The following is a 23,961-nucleotide window of genomic DNA, read 5'->3' on the forward strand; positions in this document are numbered from 1 at the left end:
AGAGCGATCACACCGCGGTGTAGCCGCCGTCAATGAGGTAATAGGCGCCGGTGACGAACGAGGCATCGTCGGAGAGCAGGAACGATACGACCTTTGCAACTTCATCGGCGGTGCCCAGGCGGCCGAGAGGGTGCTTGGCCTTGAGTCCTTCAAGCGTTTCGGCGTCCAGGCTCGATTCGAGCAGGGGAGTTGTGATGTAGCCGGGGCCGACTGCGTTGATGCGCAAGCCTTCGGCGCCGTACTCGGCGGCGGCATTCTTCGTGATGCCGACGACGCCGTGCTTGGCTGCGGTGTAAGCGCCGTTGTTGATCGCGGCGACGGTTCCGTGAACCGAAGCCATATTGACGATCGCCGACTCCGCTGCGCCGTTCTCGAGCATGGCCGGGATCTGGAAGCGCATTCCGTAGAGGACGCCGTTGAGGTTGACGTCGATGACCTTGTCCCACGAATCGAGGTCAGTCTCGCCGACGGGCACCTGCTTGCCGCCGATGCCCGCGTTGTTCACGGCGAAGTTGAGTCCGCCGTAGGTGTCGACGGCGAACTTGACGACCTTCTCCGAGTCCTCCTTCGAGGACGTGTCCTGCTGGATTGCCGAGGCGGTGCCTCCGGCCTCGGTGACCTCACCGGCGACACGCTCGGCTGCCTCGAGGTTGATGTCGGTGATGACGACCTTCGCGCCCTTGGAGGCGAGGTCCTTGGAAATCGCCTCTCCGAGGCCCGATCCGCCTCCGGTGACGAGTGCGACCTTGTTCGTGAAATCTGCCATGGTGGTGACTCTCTTTCTCGAAAATCCTCGGGCCCAGCTGATGTGGCCCTCACCAGGCGTAACGAGGAAGAGTCGGAGAACATTCCGCTGTAAGTCGGCCTGTTCGGTCACACGGGGCATTGATCGAGGCCGGCAACAATGGTTAACTGGTTGCAATCTGCAACTAGATTGATGATCGCTGCGGCTCGAGGGGGAGCGATGGGAAAAGTGGCATGGGGTTTCACCTGTTCGATCGACGGATTCATCGCCGGGCCAGGCCATGACATGTCGTGGCTCTCGGCCTCCGAGCCGAACGCCGAAGGCACCACCGAGGGCATGGCGTCGAAGGTCGCCGTCATCATCTCCGGCCGCCGCGGCTACGACGCGGCCAAGGATCAGGCCGACGAACGCGATGAGCTGACGTCCGAGGCCTACGGGGGAGCCTGGTCGGGGACGGAGATCATCCTCACCCATCGTCCCGAGGAATTGGCCGGGGACGCCTCGGTGACCGCGATGAACTGCACCATCACCGAGGCAGTCGAGAAGGCCCAGCAGATCGCCGGTGACCGTGACATCCAGATCATCAGCGCCGATATTGCCCGGCAGGCACTCGAGGTCGACCTCATCGACGAACTCCAGGTCTACGTCGCGCCGGTCTTCCTCGGCGACGGAGTGCGGATCTTCGATGTTCCCGGCGGACGGCGGGTCGACTGGGAGCTCGAGACGATCGATACGGCGAACGCCCGCAGCTTCGGTCGCACGTACCGACCCAAGAGGTCTAGCCCTCCCGCCGACTGAGGTCCCAAAGGATCCGCAGAGCCTCCTGGTCGAACTCCTCACCGGAATCGACATCCGGTGAACCGCTCCTGACCTCGGCGTGGAGGCGTTCCATCTTCCGGTCGAGTTCGCTGGCCGCGTCGGCCGCCTCGGTGAGTTCGCCGACGAGACGTTCGGGAACGTCGCCGTCGAACTTGTAGTGGATCTTATGTTCGAGGCTCGCCCAGAAGTCCATCGCGATCGTGCGGATCTGCACCTCGCAGATGACCGGGGTCGGCCCGCTGCGGAGGAACACCGGTACCTCGAGGATCGCGTGCAGGCTGCGGTAGCCGTTGGGCTTCGGCTCTGCGATGTAGTCCTTGACCTCGACGAGGCGGACGTCGTTCTGCGCGGTGAGCAGCTCGAGGACGTGGTAGGTGTCGGCGATGAAGCTGCAGGTGATGCGGATGCCTGCGATGTCGGTGATCTCGCGGCGGATGATCGCGGTGTCGAGCGGCAGGCCCCGACGGTGGACCTTCTCCAGCAGGCTCCGTGGCGACTTCACGCGAGAGGAGATGTGCTCGATCGGGTTGTAGCTGCGCGTGTGGACGGACTCCTCGCGCAGGATCGAGATCTTCGTGAGCACCTCGTCGATGACGAAGCGGTGGTGCATGATCAGCTGCGAGAAATCCAGGCGCAGCTGACGGATGCTTTCGATCTGCTGTGGTGTCAGTGCGGTCTCTGCTGGCGTCATCTCTTTCCCGATCTCCATTGTGGCCTCAGTGTATCGGCGGAACATCTGTTCTGTGTCAGTGGCGAGGAGTACCGTTTTGGCATGTGCAGAAACATCAGGACCCTCCATAATTTCGAACCTGCCGCCACCTCCGACGAAGTCCACGCCGCCGCACTGCAGTATGTGCGCAAGATCGCCGGCACGACGAAGCCCTCGCAGGCCAATGCTGAGGCCTTCGACGCTGCTGTCGAGGAGATCGCCCACACCACCCAGCACCTCCTCGATGCGCTGGTGACGAACGCGCCGCCGAAGAATCGAGAGGAGGAAGCGGAGAAGCGGCGAGCCAGATTCGCGGCTCGCGCATGACGATCGCCGGACTTGTCCTCGCCGGCCTCGCCGCCGCCCTGCACGTCTTCATCTTCTACTTGGAGTCCATCGCCTGGACGAGTCCACGTGCCCGCGCCACGTTCGGCACGACCGAAGCCGAGGCTGCGGCGACGAAGTCCCTGGCCTTCAACCAGGGCTTCTACAACCTCTTCTTGGCCCTCGCTGTGTTCATCGGCCTCATCGTCTTCGGCGCAGGCTCTGCCGCGGTCGGTCTCACCCTCGTCTTCGTCGGGGCAGGATCGATGCTCGCCGCAGCGCTGGTGCTCGCACTCTCAAGCCGTGAGCTGCTCGCCTCCGCGCTCAAACAGGGCACGCTGCCGTTGTTCGGTGTGGTCTGCCTGCTCGTCGGTGTGCTGGTCTGAGTCGCAGCGATCTGACTCAGCCGGCGAATCGATGATCGGCGGTAAGGTCCTGCGTGATCCTCGCCGAGGCGGTCCGCAGGACCCGCATGATCGCGGGCACGCCTTTACGGTGCTCCGAATCGATGACGACGCCGAGCCCGGCGATCGCCGCCCCGCCGGCGTCGAAGACAGGAACCGTGATTCCTGTCGTGCCCTCATCGATATGGCCGGAGAGTTCGGCGAAATGGTGAGACCGGATGGAAGTGAACATCTTGCGCAGAGCTGCAGGATCCGTTGTCGTCTTCTCCGTGATGGCAGACAGCGGCCCCCGCAGATACGCCTCACGCACATGTTTGGGCGCATAAGCCAAGAGCACGAGTCCACAGGACGACGCATGAGCCGGCAGTCGACCGGCGGTCTTCGACCGGTGGATGACCGCATTCGGCGCCGACATGCGCTCGATGATGAGCACCTCCCGCTCCCGCAGAATGCCCAACTGGGTGTTCTCACCGACGAACTCGTGTACACCCATCATGTGCGGCCTGGCCACCGAAGCCAGATCGACGGCATCGGAGGCGCGGTTCGACAGCTCCCACATCCCGACGCCGATCCGGATGCGGCCGTTGGGGTCGCGCTGGAGCAGATCGTGACGCATCATCTCACCGATGAGTCGGTAGGCCGTCGACTTCGGCAGTTCGGCACGCTCGGCGATCTCGTCGGTGCTCAGGGTCTGATGGTCCGGGTCGAAGGATGCGAGCACGCGCACGAGCCGATCGATCATCGAGTCGCCGGAAGGAGAGTTCGCCATGCCTCGGATTCTAGCGGTTCTCAAGCAAAATTCTCAATGAATGGGAGCAATGTGGCTTCGGGTGGTCTCGGTCACTACTCTGACGAGAGGTGCACCACAGTCCCGCCCCGACAAAGAAGTGAGGACAGACAATGACTGATTTCCTGGGAACCGACTGGCACGAGAAGATCTTCACCGGCACCTGGGCCGCCGGCTCAGGAGAGACCTACGACGTCATCGAACCGGCCACCGGTGAGACCCTCGGCCGCCTCGGTGCCGCCAGCGCCGACGACGTCACCGCCGCCGCCACGCGAGCCGCCGCTGCACAGAAGGAATGGGCGCAGACCACCCCGGCCGAACGGGCTGCAGTGCTGCGCCGCGCCGGTGCTCTGTGGGCCGAACACGCCGAAGAGCTCTCCGGATGGATCATCCGCGAAGCCGGCTCCATCCCGCCGAAGGCCGCACTCGAACTCTCCTCGGCCGAAGCCATCTGCTTCGAATCCTCCGCCCTGCCCAGCCACCCCAAGGGGCAGGTGCTCACATCGAACGAACCCCGCTGGTCCTTCGCCCGCCGAGTGCCCGCCGGAGTCGTCTCCGTCATCGCCCCGTTCAACTTCCCCCTCATCCTCGCCATGCGCTCCGTCGCCCCGGCCCTGGCCCTGGGCAACGCGGTCCTGCTCAAGCCGGATCCGCGCACCGCCGTGTGCGCCGGAGTGACGATCGCGAAGGTCTTCGCCGAGGCGGGACTGCCCGAAGGACTGCTCCAGGTCCTGCCCGGCGGCCTCGACGCCGGTGAAGCCGTCGTCGCCGCACCCGAGGTCTCCGTCATCTCGTTCACCGGCTCCACCGCGGCCGGACGCAAGGTCGGCGAAGCCGCCGGTCGCCTCCTCAAGCGCTGCCACCTCGAGCTCGGGGGCAACAATGCGCTCGTCGTCCTTCCCGGAGCCGAGGTCGGTCCCGCCACCTCGGCGGGGGCCTTCGGATCGTGGATGCACCAAGGCCAGATCTGCATGACCACCGGCCGCCACCTCGTCCACGAATCCATCTACGACGAATACGTCGAACAGCTGGCCGAACGCGCCCGCAATCTGCCGGTGGGCAACCCCGCCACCGAGGAGGTTGCGATCGGACCGATCATCGACGAGAAACAGCGCACCCACGTTCGCGACATCCTCGACAAAGCTACCGCCGACGGCGCCTCGCTCGTCGCCGGCGGGCCGGGCGAAGGGGCCTTCGTCCCGCCCACGGTGCTCACCGATCTCAGCCCCTCGAACCCCGCCTGGGCGCAGGAGATCTTCGGACCCATCGCCCCGGTGGCCCGCTTCTCCACCCTCGACGAAGCCGCCGAGATGGTCAATGCCAGCGAATACGGACTCTCCTTGGGCATCCTCGGCGATGTGGGTCTGGCCATGGACCTCGCCGACCTCGTCGACACAGGGAAGGTCCACATCAACGAACAGACCGTCTCCGATGAGGCCAACGTCCCCTTCGGTGGCATGAAGGACTCCGGCAACGGATCCCGTTTCGGTGGAGCCGAAGCCAACATCGAAGCCTTCACCGAAACCCAATGGGTGACGATGCGCTCGTCCATCGCGCCTTACCCGTTCTGACCTGCACGACAACACCCCGGAGACACCGATGTCCGCAACCACCCCATCCGCATCCACGACCGGTTCCGCCTCGGCGGGCCGCTGGCCGGCCGTCCTGTGCTGGCTGGCTGTCGCTTTGGAGGGCTTCGACCTCGTCGTCCTCGGCGCGGTCATCCCTGAGTTGCTGGCCACCGAGGCCCTCGGATTCACCCCCGAGGCGGCCACGATGGTGGCGACGCTCAGCCTCGTGGGCGTTGGCCTCGGCGCCGTATCCGTCGGCCCCGTCGTCGACCGGATCGGACGACGGTGGGCGATCATCGGCTGCGTCATCGGCTTCAGCGTCTTCACTCTGCTCGTCGCGTTCGCTCCGAACGTTGCACTGTTCACCATCTACCGGTTCATCGCCGGGCTGTTCCTCGGTGCCGTGATGCCCAGCGCTCTCGCCTACATCAGCGAGTACAACAAGTCGGGTAAGACCGGAAAGGCCACGACGCTGACGATGACCGGCTACCATGCCGGCGCCGTCGCGATCTCCCTGCTCGCCGTCGCCTACTCCCACAACTGGCACCTGCTCTTCCTCGCCGGCGGAATCGCCGGCCTCGTCATGGTGCCCCTCCTGATCTTCAAGCTGCCCGAATCCGAGGTCTTCCTCATCGCTCAGGAACTCAAACGCAACCCCGCAGCCGCGCAGACGGTGGACGCCGACGCCGCCGATCCGTCCGGCACCGTCGACGCACAGGCGAAGACAGGAATGGCGGGACTCTTCGAGGGCAAGCTGGCACTGGTGACCATCGGCGTGTGGGCAGCGAGCTTCATGGGACTCCTGTTGGTCTACGGACTTAACACCTGGCTGCCGAAGATCATGGCCGACGCCGGCTACGAGGTCTCGGACTCGCTGGTCATGCTCTTCGTCATGAATATCGGCGCCGTCGTCGGGCTCGTCCTGGCCGGCTGGTTGGCCGACAAGCACGGAACGAAGAAGATCGTGCTCATGTGGTTCGTCCTCGCAGCCATCTTCCTCGCCGCACTGTCGATTCCGATGACCAGCCAGGTGCTGCTCAACATCGCCGTGTTCATCACCGGAGTCTTCGTCTTCTCCGCCCAGGTGCTCGTCTACGCTTTCGTCTCGGCCGTCTATCCGGCTCAGGCCCGCGGCACCGCGCTGGGCATGGCTTCGGGAATCGGGCGGATCGGTGCCATCGTCGGTCCGTTCATCACCGGCGCCCTCGTCACCGCGGGCATCGCCTATCCGTGGGGCTTCTACCTCTTCGCCGTCGTGGCAGTCCTCGGGTTCGCTGCCATGGCGATCGTGCCGAAGTCGCTACGCTGAAAGCATGACTCGGTGGATCGATGCCACGTTCGTTCGCGGCGGCACAAGCAAGGGACTGTTCTTCAGCGAATCCGCGCTGCCGTCGCTGAGTCCCGACGGGGACACGGCGGAGTGGGACACGATCTTCTGCCAGGCGATGGGCTCGCCCGATCCGTTCGGCCGTCAGCTCGATGGAATGGGCGGGGGAATCTCCTCGCTGTCGAAGATCGTCGTCGTGGCCGCCTCGGCGAGGGATGGGGTCGACCTCGACTACACGTTCGGTCAGGTCTCCGTCACCGAGGCGGCCGTCGACTATTCCGGCAACTGCGGAAATCTGTCGTCCGGGGTCGTGCCCTTCGCCTTGTCGGCCGGGCTGATCTCCGCAGCCGATGGATGGCATGTCTTCCGGCTGTTCAATACGAACACGCAGAAACTCGTCGACGTCGGCCTCGGCGTCGTCGATGGGCAGGCCGACGTTACGGGAGATCTGGTGCTGCCCGGAGTCAGCGGAACGGGCGCACCGCTCGAACTCATCTACCCCGACCCGGCCGGCAGCCGCACCGCCGGACTCCTACCGACGGGGAAGGCAGCCGAGTCCATCACTGCCGGTGGGGCGATGTTCGAGGTCAGCCTCGTCGACGCCACCCTGCCCGTCGTCATCGTCCCGGGTGCTGCGATCGGACTCAAGGGCACCGAATCTCCGGAGGAGATCGACGCGAACAAGCACGCGATGGGCATGATCGCGGAGCTGCGCCGCAACGCCGCTGTGCGGATGGGGCTGTGTGAGTCACCGGAGGAAGCGCCGGACGTCGTGCCGAAGGTCGCCGTGGTCACCGCCCCACAGCCCACCCGACTGCTCGACGGAACGACCCTGGCCGCCGAGGAGGCCGACCTGCTCGTGCGAATGATCTCCATGGGGCAGACGCACAAAGCCGTGCCCGGAACCGGAGCCATGTGCCTGGCCGCGGCCGCGCAGATCCCGGACACGATCATCAACCGCATCATCCGACGCTCCAGGCCCGGGTCCGACACCGGGGACGAAGACAAAAATGTCGGGCCGGAAGTGCGGCTGGCCACCCCTTCGGGCGTCGTCACGGCCGGTGCCGTCTTCGACGCGGACACGGTGACGGCCGCCTCCCTCTTTCGCACGGCACGAGTGCTCATGCGGGGGCAGGTGGCCGTCACCGACTAAGCGTCACCAACCGTTGTGGCGACCGTTCTTCCCGGCGTTCTTGCCTCCAGGGTGATCACCGTCGCGGCTGCCCCAATGGTTGCCGTTCTTGCCACCGTTCTTCCCCGCGTTCTTTCCGCCGGGGTGGTCGCTCGAACCGTCGGCGTCGGCGTTTTCCGCAGCGTCTGCTCCGGCGTCGTCGTCCCCGCCTTCATCTGAGGAGTCGAAGAGGCCGACGACGACCGGATCATGGTCGGAAGCCCGGAACTGGTCCGGAGCGAAGAGGTCGCTGACGTTGTAGTTGAAGCGGCTGTATTCGAGCGCCAGGGACTCGACCGAGTTGATGTTCCAGACATCGGCCCCGGTGACGGAGCCGAAGGCCGTTGCCTCCGTGCCTGCACCGTCGGCTTCGTCCGAGGCGTCGAGGGCGAGGACATGGTCGAGGCTGCCTGTGCGCGAACCGAAGACATACGTGGATTCGTCCGTCTTCTCCGCCGCGATGTCCTTGTATCCGGCCTCGTAGAAGACCTGCATCGGGTCCTCCTGAGTGTAGGAGTTGAAATCGCCGAGGAGGTAGACCAGGTCGCTGTTCGTTGCCTCCTGTTGGTCACCGGCAAACCCGACGAGCGCTTCGGCCTGCTTCACGCGGTCGGCGTTCGACGCGCCCTGACCGTCACCGGAGTCCTCGTTGCCCGGACCTGAACCGGATCCCTTGGACTTGAAGTGGTTGGAGATCGTCACGAAGGTCTTGTCCTTTTCGACCTCACCGGTACCGTCCTTCGGCGCGAACGCCTGGGACAGGGGTTCGCGGGCATTGGAGAACGCATCCTGGTCATCAAGGATCGTGGATTCGTCCTGCGGGGCCACCTCGGCGGGTTGGTAGATCAACGCCGTGCGGATGACATCCTCATCGGACGGAACGGCGGCAGGGGAGTCGACGAAGTCCCATTTCTCGGTTCCGGCGGCCTCGTTGAGGCGCTTGACCAGGGTCGCCAGCGCGTCGTCGCGGTCCTTGCCGAACGCGGCGGAATTCTCGATCTCCATGAGCGAGACCACCGAGGCGTCGAGCTTGTTGATCGCGGTGACGATCTTCGTCTCCTGACGCTTGAGACTCTCCGCATTCGCGGCACCGCGGGCATCGCAGCCGCCGCGGACGGTGATGTGGTTGCCCTCGCGGTCGTCGTAGTACTGGCAGCCAGAGAGCTGGTCACCGGTGGTGGTGAAGTAGTTGAGGACATTGAAGCTGGCGAGGCTGACCTGCCCGCCGACGGCCTCGGGGGCCTCGGTGCGAGTGTCGGTGAAAGTGGTCGGCTGGACCGCCTCGGCGTTGTCCCCGGTCAGACGGGTCGTCGGCTGGAATCGCCACTTCTCGTGATCGAAGCCGAGCACGACCGGGGAGGTGAAGTTCGCCTGCGCACCGACGCGGACCGGGTCCTCCTTGCTGAGGTAGGGCAGGGGGATGTCCTTGTCGGCCTTGAGGAAGTTCACGGTGGCGCCGTCGTCGAGGACGACCTCACGGTCGAGGTTCTCGGCTTCCAGAGCCTTCGCCTCGGGGGTGCCGGGGCGGTGGACGTCGGTGGGTTGGTCGAGCGTGCCCTCACCGGTGGCGAGGACGACCTCGCCGTACGTATTCGTGTTGTAGTTGTCGGCCACGGTCAGCGATTCGCTCGGCTGCAGGAGCATGCCTTCGAGGGATTCGCGCTTCTCATCTCCTGCAGGAAAGGCGTCTTCGACGGGTTTGACCGCCTCGGCGGGTTCGTCGACCGTTTTGAGACCGGACGCGGATACGGAGATCTGGGTCTGACCGTAGTGTTCGGATACGGTGCCGGTGACCTCGACGTGGTCGTCGATGCTGATATCGGCGACGGTGTCGGGGGAGTAGACGAAGATGCCGTCGGATGCTGCACCGTCGGCACGGTCGGCTCCGCCGGTGCCCGGGGTCTGGATGTAGTAGCCGTTCAGCCCTCCCTCGGGGTAGGCGGCGGTGACGACACCGCGGGTGGTCACGGTCTTGCCTTGGATGGGGCTGGCGTCGCCCGTGCCCTGGATGTCGGCGATCGGCGTGACGCCTTCGGGAGTTTCGCCGTCGTCGCCATCGTCGTCGTTGCCTTCTCCGCCGTCGCTGCTGTCGGGCAGGGCGTTCGGGGTGGGGGCTGCCGACTTCCATGCGTCGCCTGTGAGCTGGATCGACTGGCCGCCGGCGGCAGTCGCACCGGTCGGTTCGGCTTCCTGGCCGATGACGGGCGCGGGGGTGAAGGTGTTCTTCGTGCCGGTAACGCCCTTGCCGTCGACGACGCCGCCGATCTGCTGGAAGTCGACCAGCTCGCCGTCATCGTCGATGACGAAGGCGCTCGAGCCGTACTCGCCGTCGGCGGCCGAACCGGCCTTGACGGAGTTCGTGATCGACACGTCGATCGCGACGGCACCGGAATCGCCGACCGTCGTGTCCTCGGGCACGGTGACGGTGTTCTCCTGCGCCTGGACGCTGCCGCCGCGTGTCACCGAACCGAAGGTCCACCCGGAGATGTCGGTGCCGGGGTCGGCGGCGACTTCGATGAAGTCGGTCGCGAGGGTGTAGGCGATTTCGGAGATGTGGATGTCGCTGTCTGCGGCGGCATCTGCTGCGGCTGCCGGTGCGAGGGGGAGGGCCAGGCCCGCGACGAGACTGAGCGCCGCGGCGGAAGAGAGGGTGGTCGTGACTTTCATGGGAGCCTTTCGGGCGGATGAGCGGCTGTGCGCACCGTGATGATCACGTACGCAGTCCCTTGCACCCTAGCGGCTCACTCATCGACGACAGCGGCGAAGATGTGAACAACTTGTGAACAGTCGAACAGTCCACTGAGTGCCACGGGTGGCACTCATCCTACACAACCCGCCCTGCCCCAGAACTACCTGACGGCGGCCCAGCAACCTCGCGCGAGGTTGCTGGGCCGCCGTCAGGTAGCAATTAGGAGGTGAGGGTGGCGGCGAGCTCGTGGAAGTCGCGGCTCGGGTTGCCGAAGCGGTGCAGGGTCATCGACACCGCCTGCTCCTGCACGTAGTACCGCAGCTCCACCCGCCCCGAGGTGGTCACCGGCTCATCGATGATCGCGACCTCCGGGCGAGGCGCGGCCGCAGCCAACAGTTCGTCCTCGAACCGACCGAGGACGCGGATGCGGGCACCCACCGTGTCGTCGTAGCGACCCTGTCCGACCATCTCGGCGAACAGATCCGCCGACTCCGTGCGGGCGGGGACACCGGCGTTCGTCACGGCGATCTTCACCTCGGCGGGCACATCCTCGGCGACGGACAGCTGCACCGTCGACCCCACCGTGGTGGCGGCGTGGAGGGAGCGTTCGAGATCGAACAGGCTCGCCTGGGCAGTGACGCGCAAGGTGACCGGCCGAGGACGGTAGCGGAAGATGTTCGCCTCCGCGCGCAGTCCCGTATGGTCCTTCGCCGCACCGAATTCGGCCTCGAACCAGCGCTTGTCATCGGCCTTGGCCGCCTCGAGATTCTGGCTGCCGGCATCGGCGAAGTGGCCGAAGAGCATGAGATAGTTCGGCCCGCCGGCCTTCGAACCCAGGCCGACCGAGGACTGCTTCCAGCCGCCGAACGACTGCCGACGCACGATCGCACCGGTGATTCCGCGGTTGACGTAGGCATTGCCGACCTCGACGCGGTCGAGCCAGGTGGTGACCTCCTCGGGGTCGAGGGAATGGATGCCGCCGGTGAGGCCGAAGTCCACGGCGTTCTGGAACTCGATGGCCTCATCGAGGTCCTTGGCATGCATGAGACCGAGCACCGGACCGAAGACCTCGGTGAGGTGGAAGAAGGAACCGGGCTTGACCCCGTCCTTGATACCCGGGCTCCACAGACGACCCGAATCGTCGAGCTGCTTGGGCTCGAGCAGCCAGGATTCTCCAGGTTCGAGCGACGTCAGCGCCCGACGCAGCTTGTCCGAGGGATCCTCGGTCAGCGGACCCATGGTCGATGCGAGATTCGACGGCCAGTCGACGACCATCGACGAGGCGGCATCGATGAGCTGGCGACGGTAGCGCTCGGAATCGTAGGTCGAACCGACCATGATGCCCAACGAGGCGGCCGAGCACTTCTGTCCGGCATGTCCGAAGGCCGAATACACGAGGTCGGCCATGGCGAGGTCTCGGTCCGCCGCCGGGGTGATGACCAGGGCGTTCTTGCCCGAGGTCTCTGCATTGACGTGGAGTTCGGGTCGGAAGGACTTGAACATCGCTGCGGTCTCCGAGGCACCCGTGAGGATGACCCGGTCGACGTCGGGATGCGAGACGAGGTGCTGGCCGAGGTCCCGCTCGACCGGAGCGCACAGCTGCAGCACGTCCTTGGGCACGCCGGCCTGCCACAGGCAGTCGATGATGAGCGCCGAACAGTGCGGGGTCGGCTTCGACGGCTTGTGGATGACAGCAGATCCCGCCGCCAGCGCCGCCACGGTTCCGCCGGTGGGAATGGCCACCGGGAAGTTCCACGGGGGAGTGACGACGACCATCTCATCGGGAGTGAAGGTCGCGCCCTCAATGTTCTCGAGCTCGAGCGAATTCAGCGCGTAGTAGCGGATGAAGTCGATGGCCTCGGACACCTCGGGATCGGACTGCGACGGCATCTTGCCGACCTCCGCGGCCTCGACGGCGATGAACTCGCCGCGACGGGCAGCGAAGATGTCCGCGGCGCGGTGGAGGATCTCGGCGCGACCGGCGGCGCCGAGGGCCCGCCAGTCGGCAGCCGCGGCGCGACCGCGGGCGATCATCTCATCGAGCTCGTCCGTGGACTCGACCTTGGGCGCGTTCGGACGATCGTCGAGGTAGCCGGGGGCGGTCGCCTCGGCGATGATGCTGCGCACCCACTCCTGGTTGGCAGGAAGGGACGGGTCGGTGTCGGGCTCATTGAAGAACTGGGTCGGCACCACGGTCTCGCCGAGTGTTTCGGTCGACCGGTTCTGGTGGCGGTTCGGGGCCGGTGCGGTCTCGCCCTCGGTGTCGAGGATCGATTCGAGCTGGTCGACCGACGCGGTGAACCGGTCGGCTTCGCGCTTGAATACGTCGTTGCCGTTGGCGAGGTCGAAGATGCCGGACATGAAGTTCTCGGACGCAGAGTTCTCTTCAAGCCTGCGCACGAGGTAGGAGATCGCGACGTCGAACTCCTTCGGATGAACGGCCGGAACGTAGAGGAGGAGGTCTCCGACGTCCTCGGTCACGGCGGCGGCCTGTTCGCTGGCCATACCCTGGAGCATCTCGAACTCGACGCGGTCGGTCACGGAGCGTTCGACGGAGAGGTGGTGGGCGAAGGCGATGTCGAAGAGGTTGTGCCCGGCCACGCCGATGCGCAGCCCCTTCATCCGCTCCGGGGTGAACAGCCAGTGCAGGACTCGCTTGTAGTTCGCGTCCGTGGACTGCTTCGAATCGCACGTCGTTGCAGGCCAGCCCGCGATTTTGGCGTGCACGGTCTCCATCGCCAGGTTCGCGCCCTTGACGAGGCGGACCTTGATCCCGACTCCGCCGTTCTCGACACGGCGGGAAGCGAATTCGCTCAGCCGCTGCACCGCTCCGAGCGCATCGGGCTGGTAGGCCTGGATGACGATTCCGGCCTCGAGATCCTTGAATTCCGGTTCGGAGAGCAGTCGCGTGAACACCGCGATCGTCAACTCGAGGTCCTGGTACTCCTCCATGTCGAGGTTGACGAACTTCGCGCCGGTCGGGGCTTTCGCGGCCTGCTGGTAGAGCGGACGGAGGCGGTCGACGACATAGTCGACGGTCTCGTCGAAGGCCCACATCGAGATCTGCGAGGCCACGGAGGAGACCTTCACCGACACGTAGTCGACATCGTCGCGGGCGAGCAGCCGGTGGGTCTGCTCCAGGTGATTGTCGGCTTCGCCGTCACCGAGCACGGCCTCGCCGAGGAGGTTGATGTTGAGCCTGTGACCGTCGGCGGTGAGGGCGGCGACGGTCTTGCCGAACTGCTTGTCCCGGGCGTCGACGACCATGTGGCCGACCATCTGACGCAGGCGAGTGCGGGCGGCGGGCACGACGACCTGCGGGGCGATCTTGGCCAGTGCGGCACCGGCCTTGATCTGTGCACGGTCGAGGTACGACATCGTCTCAGGGGCTAGCTTGCCGACCTCGGTCAAGGCGTCGGCGGCGGCGTGGACATCATCGGTGCGCACGACCCGATCGACGAACCCGACGGTGAAGTCGAGGCCGTTGTCGTCGGAGAGGACGGCGGAGAGGCGTTCGGCCGCGGGGTTCTTCGCCGTGGTCATCGACGTCGACACTCGCAGCCACCGGCGGACGGTGTCGATCGACTGGGCAGTGAGCGTGGCGAGGTCGGTTTCGGTGTGCAGCAACTGTGCTCCTTCGGTGCTCGGATTCGGTGCTCTCACGCGTCGGCGCTGACCGTGGAACCTGGGTGTGAGATCAGTATGCGCCGCCGAAATCCGGGGGTGAAGAGATGGAGTCGACCGCCGTGAATGTTTGAGTCAGAAGTCCTAAGATAGAGTGATGTATTCCGCTGAGTTCCGTCGTGACGCCGTGGCGCTGCTGACGACGTCGACCCTCGCCGAGGCGGCCGCGCGCACGGGAGCATCGCCGTCGACCCTGCGTCGTTGGGCGAGCCGATCCGACCTCGCGGATCGTCCCCGCAGCGGCCGCCCGCCGATCCAGGAGACCGCTGACCGGGTCGTCGAAGCACTCGTCGCCACCGCGGGGGCCAGGATCTCCGGACGGGACTATTCGACTCGTGCCCTGGCCGAGGCGACGGGGTTGAGTCAGAGCATCGTCTCCCGGTCGGTGCGGGCGCTGACGGTCCCCGTCGCCGAGGTGGCCGGTGCCTCGGAGCTCATCCTCGCGGCCAGCGGGTTTCCCCTCGTCATCGTCGGCGTTCGCAGGAACGATGCAGGTGGGGGCGGAGATCGTGGAGAGTCCGCGACGATCGTGCCGCCTCGGCGAATTCAGCGGCGCATCGCGGGAATCACCGCGGCCCTGCGCACCGCGGGCGTCGGGCGGTGGGCGCAGCGCTTCGACAGCGAGCATCGGCAGGTGCCAACCGCCGAACTGCTCGCCCTGCTCGACGGTGATGGTGACTTCCTCGTGTTCGACCCCCTCGGCGAGGTTCCTGACGACCTCTCCGACGGGGCGGGAGCCCGGGTGAGGGCGTGCGCGGAATTCGACGATTTCGTCACCGTACTCAAGAGCCGCCTCGGCGAGTGTCAGGACATTCCCGGGTCTCTGCTCGATCTGCTCGCCGACCGCGTCCGGAACGGACTCGAAGGTGTGCTGTGGTGGGAATCGGCTCCGTACGAGCCTCAGAGAAGTTCTATTACTTCTGACTCAATGGAGATATCGTCGTGGCTGCCGAAGGAGACCCGATCGATCACCGAGCATCTGGCGATCGCGCTGCGCGAGGAGATCATCGACTCCGGATATGAGCCGGGGGACCGGATCAATCCGCGCCTGCTCTCCCGCCGAATGCAGGTGCCCAGGGCCTCGGTCGATGCGGCGCTGCGAAGGATGGTCGATGACAAACTGCTCGACGGATCCCGCGGCGGCGCGCGGATTCCTCTAATCACGACCGTCGACGTGCTCGACCTCTACGCCGCGCGCATGGCCATCGGGGAGGTTGTGCTCAGGTCCCTGGCCCTGCGTCCGCAGCGCTACCTCGTGCCCGTGCAGCTGGCCCTGCGACAGGTCGAAGCCTCGGCGCCGACGCGCAGCGGAATCGATGTCGAGGACGCCGACCTCCATTTCCAGCAGGAACTGGCCCGTGCTTCGGGTCTGCGGGAATCGGCGCGTGCCTTCGAAGCCCTGACTCTGCGGCTGCGTCTGTTCATCTCCATCTTGCAGCTCGACTATTCTCCGGCCAGCGACCGTATCGTCAGCGATGATCGGGCCATGTTCCGTGCGCTCAGCCGAGCGGATGCGAAGACGGCGATCGAGGTCTGGCGCGGCAAGGTCGACAATGCGGTGAGACATATGGCCGGTCTGCTGGGCAGGCGGCGCTTCGACCAGGAGCTGTGGACCCAGCTGACCCGCAGCCTCGGGTGAGTACGGAAGCCGGGACCCGCCTCGGCGGGGGTCGTGGTCTATATTTGTGCCGTGGAGACTTTGGTTGTGGGCGTGGCCGGCGGAACCGGCAGCGGAAAGACGACGCTGACTCAGGCGCTGTTGGACAAGTGCGAAGGACCGCCGTCCGTGCTCTTCCACGACAACTACTACAAGCGGCGCGACGAGCTTACCTACGAGGAGCGCGAAAAGGTCAACTACGACGATCTCGATGCCTTCGACAATGACCTCTTCGTCGACCATCTCACCGCATTGCGGAACTCCGAGGCGGTCGACAGCCCCGTCTACGACTTCTCGATCCACAACCGCAGCGACGAGACGACGCGCGTCGAACCCGCGCCGGTCATCATCGTCGAAGGCATCCTCATCTTCGCCGAACCGCGCATCTGCCGGCTGCTCGACATCAAGCTCTTCGTCGACACCGACGCCGATGTGCGTCTGCTGCGCCGGATCAAACGCGATGTCGTCGACCGTGGGCGGACGCTGCAGTCGGTGGAGGACCAGTACTTGGGCACGGTCAAGCCGATGCACGAACTCTACGTCGAGCCGTCGAAGCGCAATGCCGACCTCATTATCCCCGACGGCGGCCACAACATCGTCGCCATGGACATGATTCTCAACCGCATCCAGCGCGGAGTCGGCTGAGGCTGAAATAGGGTCTGACCTGGCCGTATTGGGTCATTCGGGGCCGTTCGCGAAGTCGTGTCAGTGCCGACGGGTACCGTTTCTATATGGACGTCGACCCCGCACGGGAACCAGCGCCGGTTCCGGATCCGCTGACCGAGATCACTCGGTTCGGTGAGCTCCTGCGCGGTCTTGACCCGGGTGGCACCGAGGCTGAGACACTCGAGCGGATCACTGCGCTCGAGGAGCTCAAGTCTGCCGTCGTCGCCGCACAGTCGCGGGAGGCAGTGGCGTTCGAAGCGCTGCGCATCGAGCGGGACCGGCACAACAGGGTGCCCGCGATCGACTGCGGAAAACGTGCCGGAGACGAGGTCGGGCTGGCGAAGAAGGTCTCGCCCGGATCGGGGCGGAAGTTCCTCAGCACCGCCCGCTCGATCGTCATCGGGATGCCCAATACCTTCAAAGCCCTGTCCAAGGGGGAGATCTCCGAGGACAAGGCGCGCATCATGGTCGATGAGACCGCGGTCCTTGCCGCCGCCGATCGGCGCAAGGTGGACACGCGGATGAAGCGCAGTCTGGAACCGTCCGGGTTGCGCAGCCTGCGCGCCGAAGTGCGTGCGCTCAGTGCGGAGATGGACGCCGAGGCGGCCGCGAAGCGGGCGGCGAGAGCTGAGTCCAATCGTCGTGTGAATCTGACCGTGATCGATGACGGGATGGCCAGGATCTCTGCGATCCTGCCGCTGGCTCAGGCCGTCGCCGCCTATGAGAGTCTCCGTGCCGGCGCCGAGTCGATCACTGCCGCCGGTGACGCGGGCGGGCGGAATCGCCAGCAGGTGCTCGCCGACACCTTCGTCGAACGATTGAGCGGCCAAACGAGTGCGACGGCGGTGCCTGCGGAGATCCATGTGCTCGTCGAGGCCGAATCTCTGCTCTCGGACGGGCTCGTACCCGCCTGGCTGCCCGGGTTCGGACCGCTGCCGGCGCAGACGGCACGGAAGTTCATCGTCGCGAACGAAGCGAAGATGTTCATCAGCCGGATCTTCACTCGTCCCGACGACGGGCAGCTGGTGGGGATGGATGCGAAGAGTCGGGAGTTCACCGGCCGACTGCGGCAGATGATCACCTTCCGCGACGATGTGTGCCGGACACCGTGGTGCGACGCCCCGATCCGGCATGCCGATCATGCCCTTCCCGTTGCCGCTGGCGGAGCTACCACCTGGGAGAACGGTTCAGGTCTGTGTGCATCCTGCAATTACGCGAAGGAACATCCCGGGTGGAAGCATGAGGCCACAGCGGACGGGCTGCGCGTCACCACGCCGAGCGGACGATCGTACGAGGTGACCACGCCCGCGGTGGTCCGCCGCATGCGGTTCCCGCGTCCCGAAGCGGTGTCCGAACCGGGTGGTTCGCCGCCGGGGCCGGATTGGCGGCAGACCTTCTCCCGTTTCCTCGAACCCGATAGGGATGAGGCCAGGAGAGTGGTCGGGAAAGACCAACCGCAAGAGGCGGCTCAGCCGGACCAGCCGGTCGAATACCAGACGATCGAACCGAAGTGCGTGCTGCCCGAGCAGCTGCCACCCCGCTACTGCACTCGTGCCGAGAAGATCGCCGGTTGGCGTAGCCGCAATGCGCACCGACGACCGAGTGCACAGGACTGCAACGGCAGCCCGGTCGAAAGGCAATTGGTTCGGATGGTGTTCGGGCCCGACTGAGCCGCGTGTCGGATCTGGAACATCGCGGGAACACCTGTCACACGGACACTGCAGAGAATCGTAGTTATGGACAGGGCGGGTAAGAGCGGAAGCACACGACTGACGACGGCGCGGGGGCGAAGTCTCAACCTCGTGGCGCGTGTGCTCCCATTCGGGGCGGTGGCCTGCTGGGTGATCACGATCTTCGTGCCGGTCCTCGACAGCGGAGGCCCCGGATCGATGCAGATCCGCGTGACGTCTCTCGGTTTCTCGCCGATCGATATGAACGACCTTGACGAGGTCTACCTCGTGCTCTGGATCGTCATCCTCACCGGCGCGTTCACTGCTTGGCTGCTGTCAGCGTCGAAGTGGTGGTCGATCGCGGCCATCGTTCTGGGCACGGTTCTGGGACTGCGACTCCTGCAGATGGTCGCCGATCCGCCGATCATGATGTGGGACGGGCAGACGGCCGACGGCATGCCCACAGGAGGCATGGAGGTCGCCTACCCGGCGGCAGGGTTCGGCCTCTGGGTGCTCGGCAGCCTGCTGTTCTTCGCCGCTGGTATCTGTGGTCTGGTCGCAGCCGCCCAACAGGACCATCACCGTCGTGAACGGATCAAACGCTGCATGTCGAAGCGTCATGGTCCCGCCGGGTGAGGCTCGATCCGGCCGACTGCTTGTGCGATTCGCGCAAGCGCTGTCACTGTCAGCTCTCTGTCTGTGGATCGTCATGCTGTGGGTTCCAGTGGCTGCCAGCCCTGAGGACACGTCGGAAGAGCCGCAGCCGCCGCGCATCATCGTCACTGCTCTCGGCGGACCGCCGTTCGACCTCGATGAGGCTCGGGGCTCGATGGTCCTGGTCGCCGCCGGCGTTCTCATATGTGCGGCTGCTTCGCCCCTGCTCACCGTCAGGTCTCGGCCCGATTCGCACCCGTGGCCGGACGTCGTCGGGCGCCTATGGTCGGTGGGAAATCTCTTTCTGAGCGTCTGCGTCTTCCTCGTATCGGCCGACATGTTGGCCAATATGCCGACGTTCATGTGGGACGCCGTCGATGATCGCGGACGCCCGGTCTTCGGGATAGTCGTCGCCGAACCGGCGCTGGGCGCAGTCCTTTGGGCTATCGGGGGCCTCAGTCTGCTGGCCGCGGGAGTCTGCGGCCTCCTCGGCGAGGTCAGGCGGAGGAAGGCAGCACCCGCTCACTGCGCAAACGCCAGAATCACCCCGTGGCCCCGAGGGAACCGAACACATCGTCTCGCACAGCGGCTGCCGTGGGTCGCGCTCGCCTGCTGGGTGCTGATGATCTGGGTGCCGCTCTTCGACAGCGGCGACCATGGTGATGATCGATTGACGGTGACATCGTTCGGACGGGTACCCTTCGATCTCGCCGACCGCACCCCGGGGGTCATCCTGCCCTGGGTGGTCGTTCTCGCCTGCGCAGCGACCGCGAAACGGTTCGACACCTTTGCCCACTGGCCTCTTTTGTCGGTGGCAGTCGGAGTCGGTCTGTTCATCCAGCAGGCGACTATGGTCATCGATCTTCCGCGAGAGCGCGTCGAAAGCACCGACGCCACCGGTGAAACGCTCAGTGCCATTATCGTCGGGTATCCGTCAGCAGGTCATTATCTCTGGACGATCGGCTGCTGGGCACTCATCGCCGCAGGCATCTGCGGACTCCTCAGCGATCGACGGCGGATCGACCGGCAGATGCAGAGGCAGGCACAGCGTCCGACGAAAAAGATCAACCGCAGACGCCAACGCAAGCTGCAGCAGTGGGCCCGGCTGCTTCCGTTCACCGCGGTCGGAGTGTGGACCGTGACTGTCTTCGTCCCCGTCGTCGACAGCTTCAACGACGACGGTCCGCGCATTCGAGTGACTTCACTGGGAGAATGGACGATTGATGACGGCGGTGACGTCGATCTGTTCTTCCTGATCATCTGGGCACTCGTGGTCGCCATCGCCGCGCTCGGGGCCGCCTTCGCCCCTGCCCGCTGGTGGGACGTGACAGCTGTGATCATCGCAGCACTCATCGTCCTGGTCCTCTTCAGCTACCTCGTCAGTCCTCCGGTGCTGATGTGGGACGGGCAGCTGCCTGACGGAACACCGACCGGAGGGATGGAAGTCGATCGCCCGTCGTTCGGCTTCGGGCTGTGGCTCATCGGCGCCGCAGCCCTCGTCGCAGCTGGGATCTGCGGACTCCTCACGCAGACCAAATGCGTCCGGCCAGCAGTCCAGGGACCACCAGCCGGAGGCGTTTGAGAACAGAATCGTTCCGAAATCACTTCACGGGTTCGAAGACTCCCGCGAAATAGTCGCCGATCTCGGTATGTGCGTCCAAGGGGAAGACGCCAGAGACATACTGGTCGGGTCGGACCACGACGACGGCACCATCGCGGCTGATCTCACGGGCTTCGAAGATGTCCTCGTCGGGCAGGGTCGCGTAGATCTTCTCCACGTATTCGAGGTCAAAGGCACCGATATGCGGACGGAAGACCTTCGGCACATCGGGGAACGCGAATTCCTTGTGCTCCTGCTGGTAGATGACGCTGAGCTCGACGAGGGCATCGAGGTCCTCACCCTCCCTGCGGTAAGCGACCAGGGGAGAGGCCTGATCCGATTCGAGCCACGCAGCCAGAGCTGCCACCTTCGACTCACCGCCCGAGTTGCCAGCACTGCCGTCGACGACAGGAGCGGCCCGATCGGCGAAGACATAGACCCTCCAACGACCGTCGGCGCGGGCCTCATGTCCGAGGTGGATGAAGTTCGCATCGCAGCTGCGCTTGACCCGAGCCGACTTGAACCGCTTGCCGATCGGGAATCCGGCCGCGAGCTCCTGATGAGTCGTCGGCGTCGTGATCATCGACTCCGTGTACTCGGTCATGAACCCTGCCGGGAACTCCGCGGTCTTGACGTAGAAGTCCTCGAGGTAGGTCTTGTCCGGCAGCTCCTCCTGCGGAGTCGCCATGAGCGTCGACCATTCCTTGTCGAACTCGATGAGGTTCTTCGCCGCCACCTGACGTTCGGCCGAGTAGGTGCGCAGCAGTTCCGTCGACGACCGACCGGAGATGACCTGGCCGAGCTTCCACGCGATGTTGAAGCCGTCCTGCATCGATACGTTCATTCCCTGACCGGCTTTCGCCGAGTGAGTGTGGCAGGCATCGCCAGTGATGAACACGCGCGGACACTGAGAATCGGGCACGGTCTCGTCGGTGTCGTCGAAGGCATCGGTGAGCCGGTGCCCGACCTCGTAGACCGAATGCCAGGCCACGTTCTTCACATCGATGCTGTAGGGCGAGATGATCGCATTCGCCCGGCGGATGATCTCGTCGATGCTCGTCGCCCGCACCTTGCGCGCATCATCCTCGGGCACCTCGCCGAGATCGACGTACATCCGGAACAGATGCCCGCCCTCGCGGGGGATGTGGAGGATGTTTCCGTGCTTCGACGAGATCGCGCACTTGGTGCGGATATCGGGGAAATCGGAATTCGCGAGCACATCCATCACGCCCCAGGCGTGATTGGCCTGGTCACCGGACATCGTCCGTCCGATCGACGATCGGACTTTCGACCGGGCACCGTCGCAGCCGACGACGTAGCCGGCGCGGATGGTGCGTTCCTCCCCGGCGCGCTCGCCGGCCGTGTAGCGGACGGTGACGGATACCGGATGATCCTTCGCCGAGGCGGCCGCGGCGTCCTGGTCGACCGCGAGGTCGACGAATTCGATCCCATAGTCGGGTGTGATCTTGCCGGGGGACTGGGCGGCGAACTGGGCGAAGTAGTCGAGCACGCGTGCCTGGTTGACGATGAGGTGGGGGAATTCGCTGATGCCGTGCTCGTCATCCTTGGGCCGACCGGTGCGGATGATGTTCTCGGGGTTCTCCGGATCCGGATTCCAGAACGCCATCTCGGTGATGTGATAGCCCTCGCGCATGATCTCCTCGGCGAAGCCGAACGCCTGGAAGGTCTCGACAGAACGGGCCTGGATGCCGTCGGCCTGACCGATGACCAGCCGCGAATCGCGCTTCTCGATCATCCGAGTGTTCACGTGCGGGTACTGCGACAGCTGTGCCGCCGCGATCATCCCCGCAGGGCCGCTGCCGACGATGAGGACATCGACTTCATCGGGCAGATCATCTGCGCGCTCGATCCCGTAGCCAGCGGCTTCCTCGATCCGCGGGTCCGCGGACACGTAGCCGTTCTGATGGAAATGCATGTCAACCTCCGGTTCGTGACACGTCGTCGTGATGTTTGAATGCTATCAGTTCATATACGATCTGGTGTCGGCGGGGTGGTGCCGATCACCGTCATCGCTGGTCAGCTGCGGCGACCCGATTCCGATGATCGGGCTCACTGACTGCTCGTCCTCGTGGTCTGGACCGAGCGGAATGCCGGTGCGATCACGCAGCAGCAGAGTCGCGGCGAGGGCGAGCACGGCGACGACGCCCAGGTACACCGCCACCGAGGCGGTCGTTCCCGTCGATGACACGAGCCCCTTCGCGATCGTCGGAGCAAAGGCGCCGCCGAGGATCGACCCGATCGCATAGGACACCGAGACCCCGGAGAAGCGGACGCTGGAGGGGAACAGCTCGGCGTACATCGCCGGCTGCTGACCGTAGGTGAAGCCCAGACCGATCGTGAGGACGACGAGACCGAGCAGGAGCATGCCCACCGAGCCGGTGTTGACCAGCGGGAACAGAGAGAAGATACCCGCGAACAGGAGGATCCAGCCGAGGATGTAGGTGTTCCGGCGTCCGATCCTGTCCGAGACGGCTCCCGCGATGATCGTGAAGACCAGCCAGGACACCGCCGAGGCGGCGACGGCCCAGAGCACGGGACCGCGTTCGAGGCCGATGGGTCCGGTCGGATCCGTGGCGTAGTTCTGGATGTATCCGCCGGTGGTCATGTACCCGGCGGCGTTGTTGCCCATGAACACGAGGGAGGCGAGGATGACGAGCAGCCAATGGCTCTTGATGAGCTTGCCCAGCGGGTTCGTGACCTGTTCCTTGCGCTCGGCGATCTCGTGGAAGACCGGGGATTCCTCGACTCCGCGGCGGATCCAGTAGCCGACGAAGACGAGCACGATGGAGAGGAAGAACGGCACCCGCCAGCCCCATTCGAGGAAGGCATCGCCCGGGGCGATCGAGGTCATCAGGGCGAGCACGCCCGAGGACAGCAGAAGGCCGATGGACACCCCGATCTGCGGGAAGGAACCGCGCAGTCCGCGTGACTTCTCATCAGCGTGTTCGACGGCGAGCAGAACGGCTCCGCCCCATTCTCCGCCGGCCGAGATTCCCTGGACGATGCGCAGTGCGATGAGCAGGATCGGAGCCAGGACGCCCGCGGTTTCGAAGGTCGGCAGGAAGCCGATGAGCGCGGTCGCGGCACCCATGGCGATGAGGGTGATGATGAGGACCACCCGGCGGCCGAGCTTGTCACCGAAATGTCCGGCGAGGAATGCGCCCAAAGGGCGGAAGAGGAAGCTGATCCCGACCGTCGCGAAGGCGACCATGGTCGAGAGCGTCGATCCGAGCGGGCCGAAGAAGAGCTCGTTGAAGATCAGCCCCGAGGCCGCCGCGTAGAGGAAATAGTCGTACCACTCGATGCTCGTGCCGACGATCGTCGCGAATGCCACCCGGGTCTGAGTGTGCTTCTGTGCTGCCATGACTCCTGTGTCCTGTCGTGCGTCCCAACCACGTTCTCTGTGGCCTGGATTACTTGTTCCCGGGAACCGTATCATATACGATCTGTAGTGAAGCCAATC

The 23,961-nt window shown here is 65.2% G+C and carries 18 protein-coding genes; 11 read left to right on the forward strand and 7 right to left on the reverse strand.

Going from position 1 to position 23,961, the window contains the following annotated elements:
- Positions 1-7: 7 nt before the first annotated feature.
- A complete protein-coding gene (locus tag ACOZ9V_RS04260; RefSeq protein ID WP_167194120.1) occupies positions 8-766 on the reverse strand; it encodes an SDR family NAD(P)-dependent oxidoreductase in 759 nt (252 codons plus the stop codon).
- A 198-nt stretch (positions 767-964) separates the two neighbouring features.
- Here ACOZ9V_RS04260 and ACOZ9V_RS04265 point away from each other — a divergent pair, with 198 nt between their 5' ends.
- On the forward strand, positions 965-1,543 hold the full coding sequence (locus tag ACOZ9V_RS04265) for a dihydrofolate reductase family protein (protein ID WP_139469242.1): 579 nt from the start codon (positions 965-967) through the stop codon (positions 1,541-1,543).
- Here ACOZ9V_RS04265 and ACOZ9V_RS04270 read toward each other — a convergent pair.
- Complete coding sequence (locus tag ACOZ9V_RS04270; protein ID WP_434593941.1) at positions 1,524-2,273, reverse strand: GTP pyrophosphokinase; 750 nt, start codon at positions 2,271-2,273, stop codon at positions 1,524-1,526. The genes ACOZ9V_RS04265 and ACOZ9V_RS04270 overlap by 20 nt on opposite strands.
- Before the next feature lie 63 nt (positions 2,274-2,336).
- On the opposite strand from ACOZ9V_RS04270, the gene ACOZ9V_RS04275 reads away from it, so the two are divergent.
- Both ACOZ9V_RS04275 and ACOZ9V_RS04280 read left to right on the forward strand, forming a co-directional pair.
- Positions 2,337-2,600 (forward strand): DUF2277 domain-containing protein, encoded by a 264-nt coding sequence (locus tag ACOZ9V_RS04275; RefSeq protein ID WP_039207958.1) that lies wholly within the window; start codon positions 2,337-2,339, stop codon positions 2,598-2,600.
- Positions 2,597-2,983, forward strand: a complete 387-nt coding sequence (locus ACOZ9V_RS04280; protein ID WP_139907082.1) for a DUF1304 domain-containing protein — start codon at positions 2,597-2,599, stop codon at positions 2,981-2,983. The genes ACOZ9V_RS04275 and ACOZ9V_RS04280 overlap by 4 nt, the downstream gene beginning before the upstream one ends.
- 16 nt (positions 2,984-2,999) lie before the next feature.
- On the opposite strand, the gene ACOZ9V_RS04285 is transcribed toward ACOZ9V_RS04280, so the two are convergent.
- Positions 3,000-3,770, reverse strand: a complete 771-nt coding sequence (locus ACOZ9V_RS04285) for an IclR family transcriptional regulator (RefSeq protein ID WP_181271011.1) — start codon at positions 3,768-3,770, stop codon at positions 3,000-3,002.
- Between the two features lie 131 nt (positions 3,771-3,901).
- Here ACOZ9V_RS04285 and ACOZ9V_RS04290 point away from each other — a divergent pair, with 131 nt between their 5' ends.
- Genes ACOZ9V_RS04290 through ACOZ9V_RS04300 form a run of 3 tightly spaced genes read left to right on the forward strand, consistent with a single transcriptional unit; the run spans position 3,902 to position 7,839 of the window.
- A complete protein-coding gene (locus tag ACOZ9V_RS04290) occupies positions 3,902-5,359 on the forward strand; it encodes a benzaldehyde dehydrogenase (RefSeq protein WP_181271010.1) in 1,458 nt (485 codons plus the stop codon).
- A 28-nt stretch (positions 5,360-5,387) separates the two neighbouring features.
- On the forward strand, positions 5,388-6,668 hold the full coding sequence (locus tag ACOZ9V_RS04295) for an MFS transporter (RefSeq protein ID WP_434593946.1): 1,281 nt from the start codon (positions 5,388-5,390) through the stop codon (positions 6,666-6,668).
- A gap of 4 nt (positions 6,669-6,672) precedes the next feature.
- Positions 6,673-7,839, forward strand: coding sequence for a PrpF domain-containing protein (locus tag ACOZ9V_RS04300; RefSeq protein ID WP_434593949.1), 1,167 nt, complete (start codon positions 6,673-6,675; stop codon positions 7,837-7,839).
- A 3-nt stretch (positions 7,840-7,842) separates the two neighbouring features.
- On the opposite strand, the gene ACOZ9V_RS04305 is transcribed toward ACOZ9V_RS04300, so the two are convergent.
- Positions 7,843-10,524 carry an ExeM/NucH family extracellular endonuclease gene (locus ACOZ9V_RS04305; protein ID WP_181271007.1) on the reverse strand — a complete coding sequence of 894 codons (2,682 nt, stop codon included), beginning with the start codon at positions 10,522-10,524 and terminating at the stop codon, positions 7,843-7,845.
- A gap of 241 nt (positions 10,525-10,765) precedes the next feature.
- Positions 10,766-14,173 carry a bifunctional proline dehydrogenase/L-glutamate gamma-semialdehyde dehydrogenase gene (locus ACOZ9V_RS04310; protein ID WP_434593952.1) on the reverse strand — a complete coding sequence of 1,136 codons (3,408 nt, stop codon included), beginning with the start codon at positions 14,171-14,173 and terminating at the stop codon, positions 10,766-10,768.
- A 154-nt stretch (positions 14,174-14,327) separates the two neighbouring features.
- On the opposite strand from ACOZ9V_RS04310, the gene ACOZ9V_RS04315 reads away from it, so the two are divergent.
- From ACOZ9V_RS04315 to ACOZ9V_RS04335, 5 genes are all read left to right on the forward strand, one after another.
- Positions 14,328-15,869: an FCD domain-containing protein gene (locus ACOZ9V_RS04315; protein WP_181271006.1), complete on the forward strand. Its 1,542-nt coding sequence runs from the start codon at positions 14,328-14,330 to the stop codon at positions 15,867-15,869.
- Between the two features lie 51 nt (positions 15,870-15,920).
- Complete coding sequence (gene udk, locus ACOZ9V_RS04320) at positions 15,921-16,532, forward strand: uridine kinase (RefSeq protein WP_139469259.1); 612 nt, start codon at positions 15,921-15,923, stop codon at positions 16,530-16,532.
- A gap of 86 nt (positions 16,533-16,618) precedes the next feature.
- Positions 16,619-18,223, forward strand: coding sequence for a DUF222 domain-containing protein (locus ACOZ9V_RS04325; RefSeq protein ID WP_434593956.1), 1,605 nt, complete (start codon positions 16,619-16,621; stop codon positions 18,221-18,223).
- Positions 18,224-18,355: 132 nt separating this feature from the next.
- The gene (locus ACOZ9V_RS04330) at positions 18,356-18,859 is read left to right on the forward strand and encodes a hypothetical protein (protein WP_434593959.1); all 504 of its coding nucleotides are present in this window, start codon (positions 18,356-18,358) and stop codon (positions 18,857-18,859) included.
- A gap of 73 nt (positions 18,860-18,932) precedes the next feature.
- Positions 18,933-20,459, forward strand: a complete 1,527-nt coding sequence (locus ACOZ9V_RS04335; RefSeq protein ID WP_434593962.1) for a hypothetical protein — start codon at positions 18,933-18,935, stop codon at positions 20,457-20,459.
- A 19-nt stretch (positions 20,460-20,478) separates the two neighbouring features.
- Here the strand turns inward: ACOZ9V_RS04335 and ACOZ9V_RS04340 are convergent, their stop codons facing one another.
- Both ACOZ9V_RS04340 and ACOZ9V_RS04345 read right to left on the reverse strand, forming a co-directional pair.
- A complete protein-coding gene (locus tag ACOZ9V_RS04340) occupies positions 20,479-22,413 on the reverse strand; it encodes an FAD-binding monooxygenase (RefSeq protein WP_181271002.1) in 1,935 nt (644 codons plus the stop codon).
- Positions 22,414-22,458: 45 nt separating this feature from the next.
- Complete coding sequence (locus tag ACOZ9V_RS04345; RefSeq protein ID WP_181271001.1) at positions 22,459-23,862, reverse strand: MFS transporter; 1,404 nt, start codon at positions 23,860-23,862, stop codon at positions 22,459-22,461.
- Between the last annotated feature and the right edge of the window lie 99 nt (positions 23,863-23,961).

This window comes from Brevibacterium sp. 1718 (genome assembly GCF_051131255.1).
Classification (GTDB): Bacteria; Actinomycetota; Actinomycetes; order Actinomycetales; family Brevibacteriaceae; genus Brevibacterium; species Brevibacterium sediminis.

Bases quoted from the DNA above. Each gene is read 5' to 3' on its own strand.
- ACOZ9V_RS04260 (WP_167194120.1), bottom strand. From the start codon at position 766: ATGGCAGATTTCACGAACAAGGTCGCACTCGTCACCGGAGGCGGATCG.
- ACOZ9V_RS04265 (WP_139469242.1), top strand. From the start codon at position 965: ATGGGAAAAGTGGCATGGGGTTTCACCTGTTCGATCGACGGATTCATC.
- ACOZ9V_RS04270 (WP_434593941.1), bottom strand. From the start codon at position 2,273: ATGGAGATCGGGAAAGAGATGACGCCAGCAGAGACCGCACTGACACCA.
- ACOZ9V_RS04275 (WP_039207958.1), top strand. From the start codon at position 2,337: ATGTGCAGAAACATCAGGACCCTCCATAATTTCGAACCTGCCGCCACC.
- ACOZ9V_RS04280 (WP_139907082.1), top strand. From the start codon at position 2,597: ATGACGATCGCCGGACTTGTCCTCGCCGGCCTCGCCGCCGCCCTGCAC.
- ACOZ9V_RS04285 (WP_181271011.1), bottom strand. From the start codon at position 3,770: ATGGCGAACTCTCCTTCCGGCGACTCGATGATCGATCGGCTCGTGCGC.
- ACOZ9V_RS04290 (WP_181271010.1), top strand. From the start codon at position 3,902: ATGACTGATTTCCTGGGAACCGACTGGCACGAGAAGATCTTCACCGGC.
- ACOZ9V_RS04295 (WP_434593946.1), top strand. From the start codon at position 5,388: ATGTCCGCAACCACCCCATCCGCATCCACGACCGGTTCCGCCTCGGCG.
- ACOZ9V_RS04300 (WP_434593949.1), top strand. From the start codon at position 6,673: ATGACTCGGTGGATCGATGCCACGTTCGTTCGCGGCGGCACAAGCAAG.
- ACOZ9V_RS04305 (WP_181271007.1), bottom strand. From the start codon at position 10,524: ATGAAAGTCACGACCACCCTCTCTTCCGCCGCGGCGCTCAGTCTCGTC.
- ACOZ9V_RS04315 (WP_181271006.1), top strand. From the start codon at position 14,328: ATGTATTCCGCTGAGTTCCGTCGTGACGCCGTGGCGCTGCTGACGACG.
- ACOZ9V_RS04325 (WP_434593956.1), top strand. From the start codon at position 16,619: ATGGACGTCGACCCCGCACGGGAACCAGCGCCGGTTCCGGATCCGCTG.
- ACOZ9V_RS04335 (WP_434593962.1), top strand. From the start codon at position 18,933: ATGCTGTGGGTTCCAGTGGCTGCCAGCCCTGAGGACACGTCGGAAGAG.
- ACOZ9V_RS04340 (WP_181271002.1), bottom strand. From the start codon at position 22,413: ATGCATTTCCATCAGAACGGCTACGTGTCCGCGGACCCGCGGATCGAG.
- ACOZ9V_RS04345 (WP_181271001.1), bottom strand. From the start codon at position 23,862: ATGGCAGCACAGAAGCACACTCAGACCCGGGTGGCATTCGCGACGATC.